The sequence below is a fragment of the Sphingosinicella terrae genome (assembly GCF_003347635.1).
GTDB lineage: Bacteria > Pseudomonadota > Alphaproteobacteria > Sphingomonadales > Sphingomonadaceae > Allosphingosinicella > Allosphingosinicella terrae.
This window is the reverse complement of the sequence record NZ_QDFY01000002.1, coordinates 528,709-549,876: the sequence shown is the minus strand read 5'-3', so window position 1 is coordinate 549,876 and position 21,168 is coordinate 528,709. Positions and strand designations below refer to the sequence as shown.

Here is a 21,168-nt window from a genome sequence, read left to right as displayed (position 1 = left end):
CGGCGTCCAGGCAGAGGGGAAAACTGCCGAACTTGGAGTAGCTTAGGAGAGCAATTCGAGTCCGACACCCGGCACCATCGGCCATTTTGTCCAGTCTGGACACATGGGTGACACAACGTACCTAAGACATAGGTGACAAGCTCGGCCCGAACGGGTTGTCGAGGGTTTGCAGGGTTCGTTGTTCCAGACGCTTCGGATTTTGTGCGGAGAACCCGGCTTTCCTGCCGTTTAGGAAGCGCATCTGTCCCTGAATTCCCACTCCGATCCTACCAGTCCGACGGTGCGCCGCGTCGACGGCGGCGTCGGAGGGGCAAAGACCGGTCGCGCCTCCCGGCCCGGCGCCGCAGTCTCCAGCCCGACCCGAGTGGTCCGCCCGGCCGCTCCTCTCGCGTCGGCTAGGCCGCGGCGCGCGCAGGCCCCGGGGCGGCGAGCAGCGCCGCGGCATCGGCTGCCGTCATGGCGCGCCCGAAAAGATAGCCTTGCCCGAAACCGCATCCAAGCCCGGCGAGGAGATCCCGCTGGCGCCGCGTCTCTATGCCTTCGGCCACCACCTCGAGCCCGAGCGCCTCGGCGAGGCCGATCAAGGCGCGCACGATCGCTCCGTCCTCGGGGCAGGCGTCGAGGTCCTGGATGAAGCTGCGATCGATCTTGATCACGTCGACGGGATAGGCCTTGAGGTGCGACAGCGACGCAAAGCCGGTGCCGAAGTCGTCGAGCGCCAGCTTCACTCCCGCAGCAGCCAGGGCCGCGAAGCAGCGTTCAGCGCTTTCCGAGCTCCGGCCGAGCAGCACGCTTTCGGTGACCTCAAGCTGGACGCAAGAGGCCGGCAGCCCTGCCGCGGCGAGCCTGGCGATCAGCCGGCCCGCAAATGCGGGGTCGCGCAGCTCGGCGGCCGAAGCGTTGATCGCGACATGGCCGAAGGCAAGACCGAGCGCGCGCCAGCCGGCAACATCGTCGACCACCGCCGCGATCATCCTGTCGCTCAGCTCGGCCGCGAGCGCGGAATGGTCGAATGCCGCCGCCAGCCGGTCCGGCCCGAACGGCGCCTCCCCCGGCGGACAGCATCGAAGCAGCGCCTCGAATCCGACGATGTTGCCGGTCCTGAGGTCGACCTTCGGCTGATAGAAGGGCGTGACCAGCTCATCCGCCAGCGCGCGCTTGGCCACGGCCAGCATCGCGCTGCGCTCCTCGAGGCTGGCGCTCATTTCCGGCGCATAAAGCCGGTAGGTGCCACGCCCCTCCGCCTTGGCGGCATACATGGCCATGTCGGCGCACTTGAGGATGTCGGGCGCGGACGTGTCGCCGAGATCGAGGCAGGCGCCCAGGCTGGCGCGGCATTCAAGCCATTTGCCGTCATACGCGAACGGCGCGTCGAGCAGCCGGATCAGGCGACCGGCATGGCGGTCAACCTCGACGGCAGAGCAAGCGTCCTCCAGGAGCAGGGCGAACTCGTCTCCGCCCAGGCGAGCGACCCGGCCGGCGCCGTCCATCGCCGCCTCGAGCCGCCGGGCGACCTCGACGAGCAAGGCATCGCCGGCGGCGTGGCCGAGCGTGTCGTTCACCAGCTTGAACTCGTCGAGGTCGAGCAGGAGCACAGCGAAGCCGCCGGGCGAGCGCTGCCGCTCGGCGGCGAGCGCGACGAGCCACTGCTGGAACAGCGTGCGGTTGGGCAATCCGGTGAGGGGATCGTGATAAGCCAGGCGCTTGGCCTCCGCCTCGGCGCTTTCGACCTGCGCGACGCTGTGGCTGAGGCGGCGACCCAGCAGGGTCGCCAGCGCCGCGAGAATCGACACCACCAGCAGGATCGCCGGAAGCAGCTTCCACAGGATGCGCGTGCCCGGGAGCTCGGGCCGCCAGATCAGGAAGCCGAGACGCTGTCCCCGCTCGTCGTCCAGCGGAGTCGCGGCCTCGCCGCCACGGACATCCTCGACCCGCGAGAATCGCGGGGAGGCGATGAGCTGGCGCTCGCTGAGATCGGCGAGGAAGTCACGGTCGAGATAGCGGATGCTGACCAGCACCGGCCAACGCCCCCGCCGAGAAACATAGCCCTCGGTGGATTCCTTGACCTGGATCACGCTCACCGCGGCAGGCCTGCCGCCAAGGAGGGCAATCCGGGAGGCGTGGACCGTGCGCCCGGTGGTCCGCACCGTGCTGCCCGGCCTCAGCGGGCCAGCGAGCCGGTCATGACGGCCGGCCGCGACACCCCTCGGGTCGCGGACGAGGCGGACCAGGGGGGCGAGCGAGCGAGCGGCCGTTTCGAGCCGCGCCAGGGGCACGCGCTCGCCGCCGGCGGTCGCGTAGATCAGGCGATCCTCCCCATCGAGGATATAGGCGGCGTCGTGCCTGAAGATGCGGTGCAGCCAGCTGCCCATATTGTCATGGATCCACTGCATGTCCCGCCGCTCGGCGAGGAGATAGCTGGCCGCGTCGTCCCACACCGCGACCGTCTCCTGCTGCAGGGCGAGCTCGTCGATGCTGGTGTGGATGGCGTGGAGGGCGCCCTGGGCCTGGCGCTCGACCGAGACCCGGTCGCTCTCGCGCGTCGCCCAGTGAAGCGCGAGGCCGGCAATCACGAGCGCGCCGAGCACGATCGCGGCGACGGTGCGCGCGACCGCGCCCGAAAACCGCCCGCCGGCTGCGGCCGCCTCGCGCCCGCCCCTTCTGACATGCTCCACGCCCATCTTCGAAGCCCCTAGGCGGGGATTGCCTAATGAGAGGTCACCCGCCGCCTCAGGAATTCACCGGAGCGCCTCCGGACAAGTCCGGCTGCCCGGATCGAGCCGCACTACCTTCTCGCGGAGCACGTGCGTCCCGACGTCCGGCGACTCCGGCGCCTGCTCGGTCCCCACCGGCGCCACGTGCGTGAGACGGGCACGATCGGCGAGCAGCAGCCACAGGGTGATCCGCTCCCGGCGCAGACCGGCAGCCCGGCTTCGCCCGCACATCGGCGCAGAGGCAGCCTCGCCGACTCCCGGCGGGCCGCGGATGTGCGCGCGCAGTCGGCGACGGACCCACGCACGACGAGCGGCCACGCCCCTGCGATCGATCCGGCGCCTCCTGCCTATTGCCGACGCGAGACCTTATTGATCGATGTCCGGCTCCACGAGCTTGGCGAGCTTGCGAAGGGAATCCTGCCAGCCGAGATAGCAGGCTTCCGGAGGGATCGCGTCCGGTATCCCCTGCTGCTCGATCGTCATTTCCGTGCCGACCGACACCGCCTTGAGGCTCACCGCCGTCGTCATCTCGCCGGGCAATCCGTCGCCGTCGAACCGGTCGGTGTAAACCAGCCGCTCGCCCGGAACGAATTCCGTGTAGGTGCCGCCGAAACCGTGGCTGCCGCCGGTCGTGAAGTTGCGGAACGACATGCGGTGCATGCCACCTGCCTTGGCGTCGAGCTCGTGGACGGTGCAGGTGAACCCGTTGGGCGGGAGCCAGCTCGCAACGGCGTCCGCTTCGACGAAGGCCCGGAAGACCTTCTCCGGGGCGGCGGCGATAACGCGGTGCAGCTTGACGATGCCTGGCATGATCATCTCCTCCTTTCGGGAATGTCGCCGCGGCGGCGCGGCGCATTCCTCACTGGAAGGACGAGCCAGAGACGGCTTTCCCGCATGCGTCGCGTCCGTTGTCGCCAAGCGTTGTGCAGCCGTTGCCGAGCGGCATCGCGCGACGACGTCGTGCGCCGTCGCGATCGCGCTCGCGCACCGTTGCCGGTGCTAGCGGCTGGAGCGAGACGGGCCGGTCGCCCTCGGGCCAAGCGCCAGGATCCTCACCTCGGGCCCGCCGGCGACGCCTTCTCGCGCTGCGGCCATCCACAGCAACCGCCCCGCCTGCGTCAACGACACGTAGCGGGCATGTTCCGTCGGGAAGCGCCGTCGTTCGGCCTGATAGCGATCGAAGCGCGTCAGGACGGCGAAGTCGGCGCGGCAGGTCGCGAGCTTCTCGGAATCGACATGGGCGAGATCGACGATCGGTGTCCCCCGTCGACGTTCCTGGACATCGCCCGCGGAGATCTGGCTGCCGAGCATTTCCCGTGCGTCGACGCAACCGGCCGAGCCGAGGGGGAAGATGATCTTCCACGGCCCCTGCAGCAGATCGAGGGCGGCATGCTCGACGAGGATCGTCGATCCGGGAGGCACGTTCGCGCGGATCCACGCGCTGGCGATCTGACGAGTGTCGTTGCGGCGCTCGATGCTTCGCGCGTGGGTGGCCTGGAGCATGGGAAGTGCCAGCGCCGCGGCAAGGCCGAGCGAGACGATCAATCGCCATCGCGCGACCGTGAGCCCCACGATCGTGACCGCCGCCCACGCGAAGCCAAGCGCCAGGAAGGGAAGCAAGGGCACGAGCCACCGCTCCCAGACCAGGCTCTGCATCGAAATCGACAGCAGGAAGGCGAGGAAGGCGGGGCAGACGGCAACTAGGAACGGCCTCGACCTGACCGCCGCGCCCAGAGCGCCCGCAAGGGCCAGGGGCAGTCCGAGCCAACCGAAGGACAGCAACAGGGGGCCAGCCAGATACCAGCCGAGATTGCCGACGAGACCGAACCCGGTCGAGCCGGGGTGAACGGGCCGCGCTTCCCCCGCGAGATCGCCGAGCACGACATCGTAGCTGATCAGCAGGAAGGGAGATGCGGCAAGCAGCGACACTCCCGGCATGAGCAGCAGGAGCACCAGGCCCTTCCGTTCGCCGCGGCCCTGTCTCAGGCGGTCGAGAGAGGCGGCAAGCGGGTTCAGAAAGATGATCGCCGCCGGCCACTTGGTCGCGCAGGCGAGCCCGGCGAAGATTCCCGCCAGGACATGGCTGCGCACGCCCCCACTGCCATGAATCCGGATCGCCGCGAGCACGCACAATTGCATGAACAGGCTCGCCTGGACATCGGTGCGGATCACCTGCGACCAGCCGATATGAACCGCATTCACGGCCAGCACCGAAGCGGCAACCAGGCCTGCCCCTCTGCCCCATAATCGCCTGGCGACGAGATAGGTCAGGAAGACGCAGGCGACGCCGTTGGCGGCGACGAACAGCCGCGCCGGCAGGATGACGATAGCTGGATCCAGATAGACGGCCTGCGCGAAATCCTCGATTCCGCTGAAGCGTCCGCTGGCGATCCCAAGGACGGCCACGGCGCCCATGATCAGCGCCAGGCAATAGAGCGTGACCGTCCCGGGATGACCGAACCATTGCGGGTCCGGCGACCCTCTTTCGAGCATCCCATAAGCCAGCATCATGAAGAGCGGCTCGTCCGGGTCGTTGAGCGCGGGCAGGCCGAACGCGATTCCGTCGAGCCGCAGCAAAGCGGCGAGGCACAGCAGGCCCAGGATCGGGCCATGCTCGCCGAAAAATGACGAAATCGGCTTACGGGATCGGTCGGACGGTTTCGTCATGGGCTTGAATGCCTAGACGTGGAGGATCCATGAAAACCGTAATCCTGGCGGGCGGGCTCGGCACGCGAATCGGCGAGGAAACCGCCCTGCGCCCGAAGCCGATGGTGGAGATCGGCGGGATGCCGATCCTCTGGCACATCATGAAGATCTATTCCGCCAGCGGATACAATGACTTCGTCATCTGCCTCGGTTACAAGGGCTATGTCATCAAGGAGTTCTTCGCGAACTACTATCTTCAGACCTCCGACGTCACGATCGACCTTCGCAATGGCAACGGCATGGAAATTCATCGGGCGCGCAGCGAGCCATGGCGGATTACGCTGGTGGAAACCGGGGCGCTTACCATGACCGGCGGAAGGCTGGCCGCGGTAAGGCCCTATCTGGATCCGGACGAGCCCTTCTGCTTCACCTATGGCGACGGCGTCGCCGACATCGACGTCGCCGATCTGGTCGCCTTCCACAGGACCCATGGCGCGCGCGCCACGATCACTTCCGTTTCGCCGCCGGGGCGGTTCGGCGCGCTCACCACGCAGAACGACCGGGTGACGGGGTTTCGCGAAAAGCCCGATCAGGACGGCGGCCGGATCAATGGCGGCTTCTTCGTCGCCGATCCTTCGGTGCTCGACCTGGTCGATGGCCCCGAGACGCCGTGGGAAGCGCAGCCGCTCGAACACCTCGCCAGCAGCGGCGACCTCAGGGCCTATCGGCATGACGGCTTCTGGCAGCCCATGGATACGCTGCGCGACAAGCAGCATCTCGAGGATCTGTGGAACTCCGGCAATGCGCCGTGGAAGTGCTGGTGATCGCGTCCTGGGCGGACCGCCGCGTCCTCATCACCGGCCATACCGGCTTCAAGGGTAGCTGGCTGTCCCTGTGGCTGGCCTCGAGGGGCGCAAGGGTGACCGGCTTCGCGCTCCCCCCGCCGACGCAGCCGAGCCTGTTCGAGGCGGCGCGCGTCGAACAAGGACTCCATCATATCGAAGGCGATGTGCGCGATCTCGACGCGGTTGTTGCGGCCTTCGAACAGGCCCGCCCGGACATCGTCTTCCATCTGGCCGCGCAACCGCTGGTGCGCCACTCCTACAGCGAGCCGGTGGAGACCTACGCCACGAACGTGCTGGGGACGGTGCATGTGCTGGAAGCCGCGCGCCGCGTGCCCGGCATCAAGGCGATCGTCGCGGTCACCAGCGACAAATGCTACGAAAATCGCGAATGGGACTGGCCCTATCGCGAGATCGATCCGATGGGCGGGCACGATCCCTATTCGAGCAGCAAGGGCTGCGCCGAGCTCGTCATTGCGGCCTGGCGCCGGTCCTATTTCGCCGAGGCCGGACCGCTGCTCGCGTCGGTGCGTGCCGGCAATGTGATCGGCGGCGGCGACTGGGCGACGGACCGTCTCGTGCCCGATCTCGTCCGGGCCTTCGAACAGGGCGAGTCGCCGCTCATCCGCTCGCCCGCTTCGGTGCGCCCCTGGCAGCACGTGCTCGAGGCACTGGGCGGCTATGTGTTGCTCGCCGAGCGGCTGCTGGCGGGGGAGCGCGGCTTTGCCGACGGCTGGAATTTCGGTCCCTCGGACGAAGACGCCCGCCCGGTTTCGTGGATCCTGGAGCGCATGCGCGCGGCCTGGGGCGGCGCGCCCGAGGCGGTCGGCGACAACGCACCACAACCGCACGAGGCAGGGCTGCTGCGGCTCGATTGCTCCAAGGCCCGGACGGCGCTTCGCTGGCGCCCGGTCGTGCCGCTCGCTGAAGCGCTCGACTGGATCGTCGCCTGGCACAAGGCGGTCGCCGCCGGACAGGATGCGCGGGCGGTGACGCTTGGGCAGATCGGCGAATATCAGGCGCGCTCCAGCGCGCGCTCCCGCGCTTCGATCGCAGCGTAGCTCGAGACGAGGGGCGAGCGGGCCAGCGTCAGCATGTTGCCGAGGCGCAGACGCAGCGGGATCGAAGGAAGCGGCAGGGCGTCGAGCCTCAGCCCCGCCGCCTGGGCCGCCTGGCGAATCAGGAAGTCGCTCGGAAAGACATTCCGGCACGCGGCGACCTCGATCCTCTCATAGCCCGCCCAGCCGAGCAGGCTGCGCATGGTCCGAGGATTGAAGAGCTGAGGGTGCTGCAGGCAGAAAGGCGGCCATCGTTTCCCCAGCAACCGGCGCAGGAACGATGCCTCGTTGTGGGTCACGATCACCAGCATCCCGCCGGGACGAAGCTTGCGGACGATCTGCCGGGCCGTGGCGAGCGGATCGATCATGTGATCCAGCACATGGATCATCATCGCCAGCCCGACCGATCCGTCGGGGACGCCGGACAGATCCTGCATCTCGCAGGTGATCGTCGCGGGCCTGCCCCCTACGGCCTCGGCCAGCAGGTGGTGCACGCCTCGGTTGGGCTCATAGAGCCAGAAATGCTCGAAGTCGCCGCGCGCGGCAGCCTCTGCGACCACATGGCCGACATCCGGTCCGATCTCGAGATAGCCGCCCGAAAGCTCTCCCGCCGCGGCGGCGGCCTCGAAATAGCCGCGCTGCGTCGCTTGCACCATGGCGCGCGGCACCATGTCCATGTTCGGCTCGAGATCGGCGTAGAGCCCGGCAAGCATGGCAGTGGAGAAATAGAGCGGATTGTAAAGCAGTCCGCAGCCATCGCAGCGGCGATAGGAAAAGAAGACCTTGTTCCTTTTGAGGCCCGACCAGAACGGGTGGAGCTGACCCGCCGCGAGGGTCTCCGCCGCAGGATCGCTGGCTATCGCGGTGCGCCCGCGCTCGTCGCCGCAAGCGGGGCAACTGCGATGGTCGATGGCTGCGCCGGTCATGGCCGCTCCCCCGCCACGCGGAAGGTCACGCGGCTGTGCCAGAACCAGCTTCCGACAATCAGCACGCAGGTGAACGCCGTCTGCGCGACGACCGGCTGGATGCCCGCGACTTCGACCAGCACGGGCAACGTCAGCCAGTTGGCGGCGTAATTGACGATGTAGAAGGCCGAAAAGGCGCCGAATTCCTGCGCAACGCGACCGCGCGTGCGGAACACGCCCAGCTTGTGGGTGAGATAGGCAAAGACCAGGCACACGGCCTGGGCGATCGCCAGCGCCATCAGATAGTGACGGTGCAGGAAGGGAACGTTCCAGACCAGCAGCGGGTAGAAGGCGAGACCGAAGGCCGTGTTCACCATACCGGCGGCGAGGAAGCGGATCGGGCGGACCATGACCCTTCCGCCCGTCACGGCTCGTCCATCAGCGGGATGCGCATATTCGCCTGCAGCACCTCGCGCGGAAGGAAGGGCGAGAGATCTTCGAGTGCGGGGGAGGTGATCCGCCCGTCGGGATGCGCCTTGGCCCCCAGCTTGGGGGCGAACGACACATTCTCGTCGACGAAGATCTCGCAGATCGCCGGACCGTCGGCATCGATCGCCGCGGCTATCGCGTCGGGCAGCTCGGCATGCGAACGGGCCGCCGAATAGGCCAGGCCGAAGGCGGCGGCGACGCGACGAAATTCAGGGAAGGTGACGTTGCTCTTCGGCCCTCCGCCGACCTCCACACCGCCGAAGAAGTTCCGGTGCGTCTGGAAGATCGAGGCATAGCCGGAATTGTTGATGAGGAAGATCTTCACCGGCAAGCGATTGCCGGCGATGGTCTGCAATTCCTGCAGGTTCATCATGATGCTGCCGTCGCCCGTGATGCAGATGACGCGCTTGCCGGGTCCCAGGGCCGCACAGACGCCGATTGCGGCCGGCAGGTCGTAGCCCATCGTCGCGCAGCCCGAATTGGTCCAGAGACGCTGCCCCCGCCGGATGCGTGCGGCCTGGAAGCCGACCACGCAGGCGCTGCCATTGCCCGTCACCACGACGTCGTCCGGCACGAGGCTGCGGAACAGCGCGTCCATGGCGACATAAGGATGAACCAACGGGCCGTGGTCGCCATATTCCGGCAAGACCGTCGGGAAGTGCCGCGAACGCTCGCGCGACCATGCGAGCCATTCCCCGTGCTGCGGCGTGGGCCCATCATAGGGCGCCTCGAGCAGCGCGGGGATCAGCCCGGCAAGATCGGCAAGGACGGGCATTTCCGGCCGGACATTCGGCTTCGACAGCTCCATCGGATCGATATCGACCCAGATCTTGTAGGCGGCTCGCGCGAAGCTGCTCCAATTGTAGCTGACCTGCCGGATGTTGAGACGGCTGCCGAGCACGAGCAGCAGGTCCGCGCTCTGGGTCACCATGTTTCCGCCGCGATCGCCGACGGTGCCGGGCTTGCCGCAATTGAGCGGATGGTCGGTCCACAGTGCGTCATGCGCGTTCCAGCCGGTGACCACGGGCACGCCCAGCCTGGCAATGAGGCGGAGGAAGGCATCATGAGCCCCGCTGAGGCGGACACCGCTGCCGGCGAAGATGACGGGTCGCCGGGCGGCGGCGATCCTGGCCACGATCGCGCGTGCTGTGCCCGCAAGATCGGTCTGGCGCCAGGGCTCGGCGAGCTCGGCGGGATCGAATCCGGGCAGGAGGTCCTCGGGGTCGATCATCGCCGCCTGCACGTCGAGCGGGATGTCGAGCCAGACCGGCCCGGGGCGCCCGCTCTTCGCCAGATAGAGGGCCTTGCCGAGGTGGTAGCCGATCGAAAGCGGGTCGTTCACCATGGCCGCATATTTAGTGATCGGCCGCACGATGGGCTCTATGTCGAGCTCCTGGTCGCCATATTGGCGCAGCGGAAGGCCGGTGCTGCGCACGGTGGTCTCGCGCTTCACCTGGCCCGAGATGACCAGCATGCCGATCGAATCGACGAACGCGCCATAGACGCCGGTGATCGCATTGGTGCCGCCCGGTCCCGACGTGACATTGACCACGGCAAGGCGATTGGTCAGCCGGTAATAGGCCTCCGCCGCGATGGCGAGCGCCTGCTCATGGTGCGTGAAAGTGGTCTTGAGCGCCGCATGCGTGCCGAGCGAGTGGTTGAGGTGCATCGCCCCGCCGCCCGTCAGCATGAAGACGTCGCGGATGCCGTGCGCCACGAGCTGATCGGCGACCCAGTCGGAAAGCTTCACGCGGGGCATCTGTTTTCTCCACTGGCAAAAGCGGTGCGCCGGATCGCCTCGTCCAGCGGCACGGTGAGGACGACGCCGAGCTCTCGGCGGATCGCTTCGGTCGACGGGACGAACCGGCCGGGATTCCAACCGGGATCGACGCCGCCCATCACGTCGACACCGGGCCCGCCGAGAAGCGCCGAGATGCGCTCGGCCAAGGCGACCAGCGACACGGCCTCCTCCGAGCCGCAATTGTACACCGCGCCCGGGGCTGCGGCGGCGAGCATGGTCCACAGCCAGACGGCGAGGTCGGCGGCATAGAGGTAGGAGCGCACCGCGCGGCCGCTGCTCTCGATACGGATGCGGCGGCCCGCCATCGCATCGCGGATGAAGTTCCCTGCCGCAAAGTGCGTGTCGAGCGGCAGCATGGGGCCGAGCAGCGCGAAAATGCGCGCGGTCACGACGTCGAGGCCGAACTGGTGCCCATAGATCGCGCAAAGCGTCTCGGCGGCGCGCTTCCCTTCCGCATAAGCGGATTTGGGATCGCGCAGATCGGGGCCGCCCATCCAATCCTCGTCGACGTGCGAAAGGCTTTCGGGCTGCACGCCGTAGACCGCGCCCGAACTCATGAAGAGGAAGCGCCGGGCGCCGCAGCCGAGCGCGAAATCGAGCGCCCGGCGGGTTCCGGTGGTGATCGTGTCGAACATGAGCCGCGGGTCGCTTGCGGTCAAAGCGGCGCTCGCGTCGGTGGCACCGTGGATCACGCCGGTGAAGCGCTCACCGGAGGAGGCGAGATCGGCGATGTCGCCTGCGACGAGCGTGAAGCGCCGCGCCAGGTGCGGCGCGCGCCGTTCGAAGGCGCGCGGATCGCGACTCAGCAGCACCATCTCCACATCGGCAGGCGCGCGAGCGACCACTTCCAGCATCCATCGACCGATGAAGCCGGTGCCGCCGGTCATGAAGATCCGCGCACCATCGAGCCTCGGCCAGACCGGTGCGAGGGCGGCCACGGCCGCCTCGATATCCCGCTCGACGATCATGCCGTCGCGAGCCCCAGCCTCGGCCGGTGCCGCATATGCGCCCGGGCGGATTCGGCGATGGCGTCGAGCGACAAGGCCCAGACCATGAGGATGATGAGGCCCGGCCGAACGAAATGGCCCCAGGTCAGCCCGAATGCCGGGCTCACCGTCCGTTCGCCCAGCCAGCTCGCGCTCGTGATCTCCAGCACCGTCGCCAGCGGAACGTCGCCGACCAGGCAGAGCGAATAGGCGCAGATGACCGCCACGGCCGGACCGAGCCTGCGGAGCGGCTCGAGGAAGACGAGGAACAGCAGGAAGGTCTGGGTATATCCGCCGGGCGATTGCGTGACGAGATAGGTCCCCAGCAGGATCGCGGCGATGCGCGGCGCGGAGAGCGCGTGCGGCTGCAACCAGGCGGCGAGCAAGGCTGCCAGCGCCAGCGCCTGCGTCGTTCCGATCGCCAGGGGGACGGCGAATTCGACATTCTCGATCGTGCGCGAGGACACGAATTCGAGCAGCGGCACCTGGGCTTCGCGCATGTTGAGGAAAGGCGCATAGCTGGTCGAATAATTGATCTCGTTCCAGACCTGGCCGCTCTGGAATTCCACCCAATTGGCCATGTTGGAGAGGATCTCCGCCGGCGTGCCCGAACCCACCAGGATCAAGGTGAGGCAATAGAGCGCGAGCGTCGCGATCCCGGCCAATTCCAGCATCCGCCACTCGCGGCGGATCGCGAGGTGAAGCACCGGCAGCACCAGATAGGGCTTGAAATTGATCGTGATCGCGGTCGCGATCCCCCGCCAAAGACGCGATTGCAGCAGCGGGCCATGGGCCAGGATGAAGGCGGCCAGGCAGACGAGGATCAGATTGCCGCGCTCGAGCGTGAACAACAGCGGCAGGCCGAGCGCCATGGCGATCGTCCGCATGGGGGCGGTCGCCGGATCGGCACGGCGGAAGCTCAGCCACAGCAAGGCCACGTCCACCAGGTAAAAGCCGGTCATCGCCGCCCGCCCCAGCCAGTCGCATTCGCGCGCGTGGAAGGAGGATTGGAGGTAGCAGCCGGGCAGGCTGAACAGGTCGAGGAACAGGAAGGAAAGCGGCGGATAGATGCTGCGCCAGACGTCGTAGATGCCGCGATTGTTCGCCCAATAGGCTGTGTTGAACCAATCCATGAAGGTGTCGTTCGTGTCGAACACGAAGGGCTGCGGCAGGTAGCCGCGCGCGCGGAAGAACAAGATGGTCGCGGCGAGGCTCACGATCACGCCGAGCGCCAGGACCAGCTCGAGACAAAGCGCCATACGGCGCGAAGCGCGCGTCATCGGAGGCTCAACGGGAAATTGATCCGCTCTTCCTCGATCACCAGCGGCACGTTGCGGCTGCGCTCGACCAGCAGGCGGACCTGCTCGGCCACCAGCCCGATGGAAAGCAGGATCAAGGCCAGCGAAGCGGCGGCAAGGGCGAGCCAGGCCAGGACGGCGGCGGGGCCATCGAGAAAGACGGCGATGACCGCCGCCAGAGATAGTCCTCCGGCGACGCTCCCGACCAGCGCCGCGACGAGCAGCGGCAGCCGCAGCAGCGAACGCGCGGATCCCGACAGCGCGGACATGGCAAAGGCGAAAAGGCTGCGCACGCCATTCTTGCTCTCGCCGGCGCTGCGCTGGGGGCGGTCGAACGGCACCACCGCGATGCGGAAACCGGATTCCACCAGCATGCCGCGAAAGAAGGGCTCGGGCTCGTTCCAGCGTGCCAGCGCCTCCACCACCTTCCGGTCGAACAGGCCGAAGCCGGTGGCGCCCGGGATGATCGGATAGTCCGCCACCCGCGAAAGAACGGCATAGCCGAGCCTGCGTACCGCACGCAGCAGCAGCGGCGCCCGCTCGCGGCGGCGCTGGCCGAGCACGACCTGCGCGCCGGAACGCCATTGCTCCACGAACGTGGCGATCATCTCCGGCGGGTCCTGGAAGTCGGCGCCCATCCCGATCACCGCCGCGCCGCCCGACTGGTAGACGCCGTGGGTGGGCGAGCGCATCTGGCCGTAATTGCGATTGTTGAAGATCGCCCGAATGCGAGGATCCTCGCGGCACAGTTCGCGGATGAGCTCGCGTGTTCCGTCGGTGGAGCAATTGTCGATCAGGACGATCTCGTGAGAGGATGCCGCTTTCGCGGCCTCCGCGGTCACCGCCGCGCAGATGCGGCGGACATTCTCCGCTTCGTTGTAGCAGGGGATGACGATGGAAAGTTCGGGACGCGTCATGCCGGTCCCTCTCCCCGGGACAGGAGCCGCAGGCGGACGCCCGTCGCAGGCGCGTAGATTTCGGTGAAGGCGGCGAGGAGCAGGAGGAAGGCGAGCGCGCCGACGGCGGGGATGTTGACCTTGCGGTCGGTATCGAGCCGCGCGGCCTCGATCACCTGCACGTCCGAGGCCGTCTCTCCCGCGAGCGCCTCGACGGCGACCTCCTCGTTCGCGCGGGCATAGACCTCGTAGAGCGCCTGGGCGAAGCGGTAGTCGCGATAGAGATTGAGATAGTCGCTCGAAATGCCGGACAGGCCGGCGACGTTCGGCCCGGACGCCTCGCGACCGGGGATGGAAGCCCGCGCGATTTGAGACTGGAGCGAGACGATCTCGGACTGGACGGCGAGGAGGCGCGGATTCTCCGGCCCGAGGAAGCCGCTCAGCGTGCGAAGCTCGACGCGCTTGGCCTGCAATTGCGCCTGCAGCCCTGCGCGGAGCGATATCTCGGTGCCGAGCTGCGCCTCGGGCGCGGCAAGATTGTTCTGTCGCCGGAAGGTGTCCAGTGCCGCTTCCGTTCGCGCGACGCGCCTTGCGGCCTCGGCCAACCGTTGCTCGACGATGCCGCGCTTGCGCGCCGTCCTTTGCTGTCCAAGCAGCACGATGCGGTCGCTGATCGCTTGGCCATAGGCCCGGGTGAGGGCCTCCGCCTCCTCGGGATCGTGGCTGCGCACCTCGACCTCGATCAGCCCGCCGGTAAGCGAATGGACGTCCACCCGGCGCGACAAAGCGAGGCGAGCATTGCGCGGGCTGCCATAGGCTTCGGGACGGGCGAGTTCGAGCCGCTCGATCACCGCATCGCTCACCTCGGCGCTCCGCGCGATCGCCAAGTACATGTCGATCGGCTGCCTGGCCCCGCCCAGCAGGGCGGCAAAGCCCTGAAGACCGCCGCCCATCCCTCCCATCGTCGAGAGTCCCAGGCTGCCGGGGTCCTGCGGGAGAACCTTGGACCGCGCCACGAAGGGTTGCGGGAACAGGCACAGCACCGCCAGAAGCGTCGCGAGCACCCCATACAGAATGCGCCGCCTGCCCGGGTGGCCCAGCGTGGCCTCGATGCGCCTGCGCAGGCTCATTCGGCGAGCGACTTGATCGACGCGGCGCCCACCACGCCGCCGAACAAGGTGCCCATGATGTCGCGCAGTCGTGCCCAGAACTCGCCGCGATTGGCGTCGATGGGGATGAAGACGAGGTCGCCGGGCAGCGCCGGAGCGCGCAGGGTCCGCGCGCCGTCAGCCAGCACCGTGCCGTTCGCGCGCACGACGAAGATCTCGCCGTCGTCGCCCATGTCCTGAACACCGCCGGCGAGCTCGACGAAGTCGCGGATGCGCCGCCCCTCCTGATAGGCGAAAGAGGCGGGCGTGGGGACCGCGCCGAACACCCCCACCGTCACCGGGCGAGGGGGAACGTGGATCATGTCGTTATTCTCGAGCACGAGTTCGCTCGGCAGGTCGACCGCGTCGACGGGCAGATCGAAGACCAGCCGCCCCGTCGGCTCGCGCTGCCCCATCTGCGCGACCACCGATCGGATCAGCTCGATATTGGCGGGCTGGACCATTTGCGATCGCTCCGCCGAGATGAGGGGCTGCGCGGTGAGCAGCAACTCCGCATCCTCTATCGCGCGCTCGAAGCTGGCCTGCTGCTGTTCGCGCACGCTCTCGCGCGTGATGACGCTCGCATAGGGAAAGGCCTGGTCGGTGAGCCCCCCTGCCCGCGCCAGCACGTCGGCGAGGCGCGTGCCGGGCTCGAAGAAATATCGCCCCGGCCGCGCCACTTCGCCGCTGATCGTGACGAGCAGGGATTGCTGCTGCAGCGGCCGAGCGATGCCGGCGTTGCTCAGCACGCGGATGATGTCGCCCCGGCGTACCGGCCGCGTGCGCGCCTCGGCGGCGGAGATCTCCGCCCAGCCGGCACCGTCTTCGCCGAGCGAGTCGAGCACCATCAGCCGGCCGCGGTCGGCGAGCGTGCTCACGCCGCCGGCGTAGAGCAGCGCGTCGGCCAGCGTCTCGCCGGGCGCGAGCTCGTAGATCGCCTCCCGATTGACGCTTCCCGTCACCGCCACCTGCTCGCCGGCGGGCGCGACGAAGATCACGTCGCCGTTCTGCAGCACGGCGTCCCCGCTGCGGTCGCCTCTGAGCAACAGGTCGTAGAGGTCGAAATCGGAGACGAGCTCCCCGCCCCGCCGCAGCTGGATCGAACGGAAGCTGCCTCCGGGCGCCGGCCCGCCCGCCGCCAGAACGGCGTTCACCAGCGTCGACAGGCTGCCCACCGTGAACGAGCCGGGCGAAGCGACGAAACCCGTGACATAGACGGTGACGCCGCCAAGCCGGGCCACCGTCACCTGCAGCTCGAAGCTGCTATATTGTCGCGAGACTTCCCGGCCGATCACTTCCCGCAGATCGGCATAGCGCACGCCGCCGACCATGACCGGGCCGATGCGCGGGATGAATATTCGCCCTTCGGAATCGATCGTGCGCTCGAGGTCGGTCGCCTGGACCGCTCCCGTCAGGGCCAGCCTGATCCGGTCGCCGGGATTGAGCCGATAGTCGGGCGGAATCGCCGCTGTCGGCGGGGCGGAGAAGTCGCGTCCGCCCGGCACCAGCAATTCGCTGCCGAAGCGCCGCAAGGGCTTGCCCGCGATGGTGGAGACGAAGCTCTCGAACTCGCCGGGAGGCGCGGCTTGCGTGAGCCTCGTTTCCCCCGCGCCCATTCGGTTCGCTGCACCGTCCGCCGAGCCCTGGGTCGGGGCATCGATGCTCACGGGCTCGAACGGCGAGACCGGGGCCGGCGCCGGGACCTGGGCGGTGGTGGCCGTGTCGATGTTCCTGCCGGCTTCCCCCGCCTGCTGCTGGGCGGGAGAGACGGGAAAGGAAAGCTGCGCCGAACCGGGCGCAGCGAATGTCAGGGCGGTGCCAGCGGCAAGGCTGGCCGTGAGGACCCGAAGGCGCATCGTCAGGCCGCCTGGACCAGAGCGGGGGCAAGCCCCGCCGCGGGACCGAGCAGGATGCCGGCCGCCCGCTCCCAAAGTGCGGGGCTGGCCGCGGCGAGTATGCCGCTCCCATGTCCGCCGACCCGGTAGTCCGAGCGATCCCAGTGCGTGACGCGGCCCCCCGCCTCTTCCACGATCAGCGCTCCGGCGGCATGATCCCAAGGCAGCGACCGTTGAAACAGGGCCATGTCGTCCTGCCCCAGCAGCAGGCGCGCATAGCTCGCTGCGGCGCACATCGGCACGGGCACGCGATCCAGATGGCGAGCCGCGGCGGCGTGCACGCGTTCGCGGCGGGCGGGCGAGAGGAAGTGCGTGCCGAGCGCCGCGATCGGCCGGCGGAGTGATGTCGGGCTGCACCTGACCCGCTCATGGCCCCGCCACGCGCCCTTTCCACGCTCCGCGAAGCACATCCGGCCTTCGAGCCCGTCGAGGATCCAGCCCATGTGCGGCACGCCATCTTCGACCAGGGCGACCATGATTCCGAAGGGTCCGCGCCCGCTGGCGTAATTGGCGGTTCCATCGAGCGGGTCGACCAGCCAGACGAGGCCGTGCCCCGCCGCGTCGAGCAATTCGGGATTCGCCGCCGTGGCCTCCTCGCCGACGATGCGGGCCTGGGGCAGCAGCGCCGCAAGGCCGGAGGCGAGCCTGCGCTCCGCGGCCAGGTCGACGCTGGTGACGATCTCGCCCGGGCTCTTCTCGGCGATGTCGCCTTGCGCGAGGCGGCGGTAGCGCGGCATCAGGACGTTGGCCGCGACGTCGTACATCAGGGCCGAAACGCCGTCGTAGAGCGCCATGGCGATCACGCGGCCATGCTTGCGACGCGCCTGGCAGCGGCCGATGCGCTGCGATCGCGGATCATGGCGATCCGCTTCGCGTCTTCCCCGGCGATGGCGCCGTAATAGTCGCGCTTGTTTTCCAGCCAGGCGAGCTCGAACGCCACGGCAACCGCGATGCCCTGCTCGAAATCCCGGCTCTCCGCCGCAGAGCCGTCGAAGACGACCTTGCGCGTCTCGAACCGGTCCAGTCGGATCGCGCGGAATTCGCGCAAGGCAAAGCCGGCTTCGGGGGAGACGCCGCCGCCGACCACCAGTTCGAGATCCTGATCGGCGCAAGCCTCGGCCACGCGCAGCACCGCGTCGCAGACCTGGCGCGAATCGATCTCGGCCCGCGACAGACCGCTCGAAAGCGTGAAGTCCACGCGGCCGAAGACGATGCCGTCCAGATGCTCCGCTGCGATGGGCAGCATCTCGGGCAGGTTGGCCAGCCCGGTCACCGTCTCCAGGTTGTAGAGGAACTTCGCGTCCGCGGCCTCTTCGCCCCACGCCTTGCTTCGCGCTTCGACATATTTGGTGAGCGCGTAGGTGGTCTCGATCATCGGCGCGATCAGATAGTCCGCGCCATAAAGCTTCGCGGACAGCAGATCGCTGATCGCCTCGCAGCCGCCGATCTTGAGCGCGACGCCCAGATCGGCACGATGCGCCAGTTCGAGCAGACGGAGCAATTCGTCGGGCCGCGTGCCCTCGGCCTCGAACTCGGCCTTGACCGCCACCACACCATATTCGTCCCGGCCCTTCCTGAGCATGTCGAGCATGTTGCGTTCGGTTGCATTCATCGTCGGCCTCCCGGTCCGGTGGTGTATCGCCAAGGGAGACGGCGCAGCCGCCGCAGGCCCGCAGCAAAAATGTGGGCGCGAGAAAAATCTCATGCGCCGTGCGGAATTCCGGCCATTCGGGCTGCGGGATTGGCCGCCCGGCTTCGTCTGAAGCGTAATGCCTGTTCGGTTCGGCCTGCCGCACCTGTCCGCCATTCTCCTGTGCTCGCAGGCGAACGGGGTTTGGGCACAAGGTCCGGCGGAGCTTCCGACCGCGCTCGAGTTCGGGTCGCGAATGCTCGAATGGTCGGCCCAGAGGGACGTTTCGGCCGAGCGCGCAACGACGCAGAGCCAGGACATTGTGCGCACCGAAGCGCTGCCGCGGCTGAGCTCGCGCTTCGGACTGCGCCGCGATCCGCTGGGCGGCAGGACGAGGCTTCATGCGGGGATCGATATACCCGGCCCGCTCGGCACGCCGGTGCGGGCGGCACAAGCGGGCGAAGTCCGCCGTGCCGGCAATGCAGGGGACTATGGCCGGATGATCGAGATCGATCATGGCAACGGCTTCCGCACCCGATACGCGCACCTGTCCCGCATCGGCGTGAGACCTGGCGAGCGCGTGGCCGAGGGCCAGACGATCGGCCTTATGGGATCGACCGGTCGTTCGACCGGAAGTCATCTCCATTTCGAGGTTCGCCGGGGCGGGACGATCCTCGATCCACTCGATTACCTCGGGCCATCACGCGCGCGTTTCCATGGCGAGACAGCGCCGCTCGATGCCGGACGTCCCCATATTTCTGCTTTCGCGCGCGGCCGGGGTGCGGCCGGGGCCAGTTCAGGCGCCGGATACTGAGCTCGGCTGGAGGCGATGGGGCGTAGCATGACGGGCGGCCACGACGTTGCCCGGGGGAAATGGCTGCCGAACCGATTCGAACAACGACAAACGGATCACGCCCTTAACCCTCTCAGAGAGATGGATTCCGTCTGGAAGCCAGAGCGAGCTTCTCGACGAGCGCGTCGGGGATCGGCTGGCTCGGCGAGAAGGTGACGCCGGTCTTGGTGGACTTGAGCCCGGCCGCCGCGATGTCTTCGGCATGCGACGCAATGGCGGAGGGCGACAGATAAAGGCCGCATTGCCTGCTGAACGCGGCATAGCCCGCGACGATGGATCGTCCGATCCTGAAGCCGGGCATCTTGTAGGCGATGACTTCCTCGGCGTCGGGCAGAGCGCGCGCAAGTTGGGCACGCAAGCGAACCAGCACGGGGCGAAGCTCTTCGGGAGCCTCGGCTATGTAGGCGTCGTGATCAGCGCTCATGGTCAGGACAGGCTTTCGCTGGCGTGACATGCGAGGCAATGCTCGCCCTCACAGCCTAAACGCAGCGGGATAACTGGATCAAGCCGATCTGGGGAAGCTCTGGGATCGATCCTCAGTCAGGGGAGGACGCCGCCCATATCGGCGCGAAACCTCGCCTCAAGCGAACAAGGCGACGCTCTGGGTGGCGGTGGCAACGAGGCGGCCGGCGGCGTCGCGGATGCTCATCTGCTGGCCGCTATAGCCGTGGCGGGCCTGGTCGGCGGTGCTGCGCAGCAGCCACCAGCCGTCGGTGGTCGCAGGCGGATCCGCGAGCAGGTTGAGATGCCAGTTCATCGAGCTGATCGGCCCCGGCCGGGTGAAGAGCCGCATCGCCGCCGGCGGAAGCACGTCGCCGACGGCGAGCAGCTCGACCATCGGATGAAGGCCGTCGCGGTCGAGGAGGCGCGCCCAGCGGGCGATGTGGGCCTGCCCGTCGCGTTCCTCCGCGGTCATGCGAAGTTCGAAATTGCGGATGAAGGCGACGCCCGGCGGCGGCTCGAACGCCTCCGTCATCGGCGGCGGAGTCTCGGGACCGGATGCATCCGCGGCAAGATCGACATGGGATTCGCGCGCAGCGACGAACAGGAAGGTCGCCCGCACGCCGAGCCCGGCGGCCGAAGCCACATCGGCCTGGACGAACGCCGCGGAGCGGCCGCGGCGCAGCAACTCGGTCCGGATCTCCAGCGCGCCGGCGAGGGGGCCGACGAAGGCGATCTGCGCCGAGCGGAGCGGCGGCAGATCGTCCCAACGGCCCAGCGTCGCCGCGAGTGCGAGCGCCGCCGAAAGGCCGCCATAGACGGTGCGGCCCTGCATCCAGCGATCCGGTACCACAATTCGGCAGGGCTCGGCGGTAGCACCGAGTGCGTCGATCAGGCCGGGCAGCGTCTCGGCCGGAGGAGATGAATCGCTCATGGCGCTGCTGTAGTCGGACGCCGGACTGTTGCGCCAGCCGTCACTCTGGTCTGGCGGCGCCGTCTCGACTATCGGGCCATCGCGCCTCCTGCGGCGCGCGGCCGAGAAAGAAGACCATGACCGAGCTGACCCCCTTCCACATCGCCTTTCCGGTCGACGATCTCGACGCGGCCCGCCATTTCTACGGCGAGGTGCTCGGCTGCCCTGAGGGCCGCAGCAGCGACGATTGGATCGATTTCGATCTGTTCGGCCATCAGATCGTCGCCCATCGCGTCGAGGGCGCCGCGGCACCGCCGCGAGCCGGCGAGAATCCGGTCGACGGTCACCAGGTGCCGGTGCCGCATTTCGGAGTCGTCCTGCGCCCGCCGCAATGGCAGCAGCTCGCGGAACGGCTGAAGGCGCACGGTATCGGCTTCGTCATAGAGCCTTATACGCGCTTCAAGGGCGAGCCGGGCGAGCAGTCGACGATGTTCTTCCTCGATCCCGCCGGCAATGCGCTCGAATTCAAGGCCTTTGCCAGCTTCGACTCGCTGTTCGCGAGATAGGGCAGCCGCTGGAGCACAGCCGGACGAGCATTCCCGACAGGCGTCCGGCGGCCGCGAGACTATGGCGCCAGCCACTTTTGGCCAGTG

The 21,168-nt window shown here is 68.1% G+C and carries 20 protein-coding genes; 4 read left to right on the top strand and 16 right to left on the bottom strand.

The window, feature by feature from the left end; translation table 11 throughout:
• Positions 1-395: 395 nt before the first annotated feature.
• The 4 genes from DDE10_RS08010 to DDE10_RS07995 all read right to left on the bottom strand — a co-directional run bounded on the left by DDE10_RS08010 (position 396) and on the right by DDE10_RS07995 (position 5,381).
• On the bottom strand, positions 396-2,681 hold the full coding sequence (locus DDE10_RS08010; protein ID WP_114952196.1) for a putative bifunctional diguanylate cyclase/phosphodiesterase: 2,286 nt from the start codon (positions 2,679-2,681) through the stop codon (positions 396-398).
• A gap of 57 nt (positions 2,682-2,738) precedes the next feature.
• Positions 2,739-2,945 carry a hypothetical protein gene (locus DDE10_RS08005; RefSeq protein ID WP_114952195.1) on the bottom strand — a complete coding sequence of 69 codons (207 nt, stop codon included), beginning with the start codon at positions 2,943-2,945 and terminating at the stop codon, positions 2,739-2,741.
• A 135-nt stretch (positions 2,946-3,080) separates the two neighbouring features.
• On the bottom strand, positions 3,081-3,524 hold the full coding sequence (locus DDE10_RS08000) for an SRPBCC family protein (protein ID WP_114952318.1): 444 nt from the start codon (positions 3,522-3,524) through the stop codon (positions 3,081-3,083).
• Positions 3,525-3,713: 189 nt separating this feature from the next.
• Positions 3,714-5,381: an ArnT family glycosyltransferase gene (locus tag DDE10_RS07995; RefSeq protein ID WP_114952194.1), complete on the bottom strand. Its 1,668-nt coding sequence runs from the start codon at positions 5,379-5,381 to the stop codon at positions 3,714-3,716.
• A gap of 29 nt (positions 5,382-5,410) precedes the next feature.
• Here DDE10_RS07995 and rfbF point away from each other — a divergent pair, with 29 nt between their 5' ends.
• Both rfbF and rfbG read left to right on the top strand, forming a co-directional pair.
• Positions 5,411-6,184 carry a glucose-1-phosphate cytidylyltransferase gene (gene rfbF / locus DDE10_RS07990; RefSeq protein WP_114952193.1) on the top strand — a complete coding sequence of 258 codons (774 nt, stop codon included), beginning with the start codon at positions 5,411-5,413 and terminating at the stop codon, positions 6,182-6,184.
• Positions 6,181-7,263 (top strand): CDP-glucose 4,6-dehydratase, encoded by a 1,083-nt coding sequence (gene rfbG, locus DDE10_RS07985; RefSeq protein ID WP_284734509.1) that lies wholly within the window; start codon positions 6,181-6,183, stop codon positions 7,261-7,263. The genes rfbF and rfbG overlap by 4 nt, the downstream gene beginning before the upstream one ends.
• On the opposite strand, the gene DDE10_RS07980 is transcribed toward rfbG, so the two are convergent.
• The 10 genes from DDE10_RS07980 to DDE10_RS07935 are packed head-to-tail and all read right to left on the bottom strand — an operon-like array spanning position 7,218 to position 18,290.
• A complete protein-coding gene (locus DDE10_RS07980) occupies positions 7,218-8,186 on the bottom strand; it encodes a class I SAM-dependent methyltransferase (RefSeq protein ID WP_114952191.1) in 969 nt (322 codons plus the stop codon). The genes rfbG and DDE10_RS07980 overlap by 46 nt on opposite strands.
• Positions 8,183-8,575 (bottom strand): GtrA family protein, encoded by a 393-nt coding sequence (locus DDE10_RS07975; protein WP_114952190.1) that lies wholly within the window; start codon positions 8,573-8,575, stop codon positions 8,183-8,185. The genes DDE10_RS07980 and DDE10_RS07975 overlap by 4 nt, the downstream gene beginning before the upstream one ends.
• A 14-nt stretch (positions 8,576-8,589) precedes the next feature.
• Positions 8,590-10,413: a thiamine pyrophosphate-binding protein gene (locus tag DDE10_RS07970; protein ID WP_114952189.1), complete on the bottom strand. Its 1,824-nt coding sequence runs from the start codon at positions 10,411-10,413 to the stop codon at positions 8,590-8,592.
• A complete protein-coding gene (locus DDE10_RS07965) occupies positions 10,401-11,423 on the bottom strand; it encodes an NAD-dependent epimerase/dehydratase family protein (RefSeq protein ID WP_114952188.1) in 1,023 nt (340 codons plus the stop codon). Before DDE10_RS07965 ends, DDE10_RS07970 begins: the two co-directional genes overlap by 13 nt.
• Positions 11,420-12,721, bottom strand: a complete 1,302-nt coding sequence (locus tag DDE10_RS07960) for a glycosyltransferase family protein (RefSeq protein WP_114952187.1) — start codon at positions 12,719-12,721, stop codon at positions 11,420-11,422. The genes DDE10_RS07965 and DDE10_RS07960 overlap by 4 nt, the downstream gene beginning before the upstream one ends.
• Entirely contained in the window at positions 12,718-13,656 is a 939-nt protein-coding gene (locus DDE10_RS07955) for a glycosyltransferase family 2 protein (protein WP_114952186.1), read from the bottom strand. The genes DDE10_RS07960 and DDE10_RS07955 overlap by 4 nt, the downstream gene beginning before the upstream one ends.
• Positions 13,653-14,765, bottom strand: coding sequence for a capsule biosynthesis protein (locus DDE10_RS07950; protein ID WP_114952185.1), 1,113 nt, complete (start codon positions 14,763-14,765; stop codon positions 13,653-13,655). Before DDE10_RS07950 ends, DDE10_RS07955 begins: the two co-directional genes overlap by 4 nt.
• Entirely contained in the window at positions 14,762-16,639 is a 1,878-nt protein-coding gene (locus tag DDE10_RS07945; RefSeq protein ID WP_114952184.1) for an SLBB domain-containing protein, read from the bottom strand. The genes DDE10_RS07950 and DDE10_RS07945 overlap by 4 nt, the downstream gene beginning before the upstream one ends.
• A gap of 2 nt (positions 16,640-16,641) precedes the next feature.
• Positions 16,642-17,472: an inositol monophosphatase family protein gene (locus tag DDE10_RS07940; protein WP_114952317.1), complete on the bottom strand. Its 831-nt coding sequence runs from the start codon at positions 17,470-17,472 to the stop codon at positions 16,642-16,644.
• 5 nt (positions 17,473-17,477) lie between these two features.
• Positions 17,478-18,290 carry an aldolase/citrate lyase family protein gene (locus DDE10_RS07935; RefSeq protein ID WP_284734508.1) on the bottom strand — a complete coding sequence of 271 codons (813 nt, stop codon included), beginning with the start codon at positions 18,288-18,290 and terminating at the stop codon, positions 17,478-17,480.
• A gap of 157 nt (positions 18,291-18,447) precedes the next feature.
• Here DDE10_RS07935 and DDE10_RS07930 point away from each other — a divergent pair, with 157 nt between their 5' ends.
• Entirely contained in the window at positions 18,448-19,122 is a 675-nt protein-coding gene (locus tag DDE10_RS07930) for a M23 family metallopeptidase (RefSeq protein WP_284734507.1), read from the top strand.
• Positions 19,123-19,234: 112 nt separating this feature from the next.
• On the opposite strand, the gene DDE10_RS07925 is transcribed toward DDE10_RS07930, so the two are convergent.
• Together DDE10_RS07925 and DDE10_RS07920 are read right to left on the bottom strand one after the other, a co-directional pair.
• Positions 19,235-19,585, bottom strand: a complete 351-nt coding sequence (locus DDE10_RS07925) for an iron chaperone (RefSeq protein WP_284734506.1) — start codon at positions 19,583-19,585, stop codon at positions 19,235-19,237.
• A 156-nt stretch (positions 19,586-19,741) separates the two neighbouring features.
• Positions 19,742-20,536, bottom strand: a complete 795-nt coding sequence (locus DDE10_RS07920; protein WP_114952183.1) for an acyl-CoA thioesterase — start codon at positions 20,534-20,536, stop codon at positions 19,742-19,744.
• Positions 20,537-20,652: 116 nt separating this feature from the next.
• On the opposite strand from DDE10_RS07920, the gene DDE10_RS07915 reads away from it, so the two are divergent.
• Positions 20,653-21,081 carry a VOC family protein gene (locus DDE10_RS07915; RefSeq protein WP_114952182.1) on the top strand — a complete coding sequence of 143 codons (429 nt, stop codon included), beginning with the start codon at positions 20,653-20,655 and terminating at the stop codon, positions 21,079-21,081.
• The last annotated feature ends 87 nt before the right edge of the window (positions 21,082-21,168 follow it).

Bases quoted from the DNA above. Each gene is read 5' to 3' on its own strand.
- DDE10_RS08010 (WP_114952196.1), bottom strand. From the start codon at position 2,681: ATGGGCGTGGAGCATGTCAGAAGGGGCGGGCGCGAGGCGGCCGCAGCC.
- DDE10_RS08005 (WP_114952195.1), bottom strand. From the start codon at position 2,945: ATGTGCGGGCGAAGCCGGGCTGCCGGTCTGCGCCGGGAGCGGATCACC.
- DDE10_RS08000 (WP_114952318.1), bottom strand. From the start codon at position 3,524: ATGCCAGGCATCGTCAAGCTGCACCGCGTTATCGCCGCCGCCCCGGAG.
- DDE10_RS07995 (WP_114952194.1), bottom strand. From the start codon at position 5,381: ATGACGAAACCGTCCGACCGATCCCGTAAGCCGATTTCGTCATTTTTC.
- rfbF (WP_114952193.1), top strand. From the start codon at position 5,411: ATGAAAACCGTAATCCTGGCGGGCGGGCTCGGCACGCGAATCGGCGAG.
- DDE10_RS07980 (WP_114952191.1), bottom strand. From the start codon at position 8,186: ATGACCGGCGCAGCCATCGACCATCGCAGTTGCCCCGCTTGCGGCGAC.
- DDE10_RS07975 (WP_114952190.1), bottom strand. From the start codon at position 8,575: ATGGTCCGCCCGATCCGCTTCCTCGCCGCCGGTATGGTGAACACGGCC.
- DDE10_RS07970 (WP_114952189.1), bottom strand. From the start codon at position 10,413: ATGCCCCGCGTGAAGCTTTCCGACTGGGTCGCCGATCAGCTCGTGGCG.
- DDE10_RS07965 (WP_114952188.1), bottom strand. From the start codon at position 11,423: ATGATCGTCGAGCGGGATATCGAGGCGGCCGTGGCCGCCCTCGCACCG.
- DDE10_RS07960 (WP_114952187.1), bottom strand. From the start codon at position 12,721: ATGACGCGCGCTTCGCGCCGTATGGCGCTTTGTCTCGAGCTGGTCCTG.
- DDE10_RS07955 (WP_114952186.1), bottom strand. From the start codon at position 13,656: ATGACGCGTCCCGAACTTTCCATCGTCATCCCCTGCTACAACGAAGCG.
- DDE10_RS07950 (WP_114952185.1), bottom strand. From the start codon at position 14,765: ATGAGCCTGCGCAGGCGCATCGAGGCCACGCTGGGCCACCCGGGCAGG.
- DDE10_RS07945 (WP_114952184.1), bottom strand. From the start codon at position 16,639: ATGCGCCTTCGGGTCCTCACGGCCAGCCTTGCCGCTGGCACCGCCCTG.
- DDE10_RS07940 (WP_114952317.1), bottom strand. From the start codon at position 17,472: ATGGCGCTCTACGACGGCGTTTCGGCCCTGATGTACGACGTCGCGGCC.
- DDE10_RS07935 (WP_284734508.1), bottom strand. From the start codon at position 18,290: ATGAATGCAACCGAACGCAACATGCTCGACATGCTCAGGAAGGGCCGG.
- DDE10_RS07930 (WP_284734507.1), top strand. From the start codon at position 18,448: ATGCCTGTTCGGTTCGGCCTGCCGCACCTGTCCGCCATTCTCCTGTGC.
- DDE10_RS07925 (WP_284734506.1), bottom strand. From the start codon at position 19,585: ATGAGCGCTGATCACGACGCCTACATAGCCGAGGCTCCCGAAGAGCTT.
- DDE10_RS07920 (WP_114952183.1), bottom strand. From the start codon at position 20,536: ATGAGCGATTCATCTCCTCCGGCCGAGACGCTGCCCGGCCTGATCGAC.
- DDE10_RS07915 (WP_114952182.1), top strand. From the start codon at position 20,653: ATGACCGAGCTGACCCCCTTCCACATCGCCTTTCCGGTCGACGATCTC.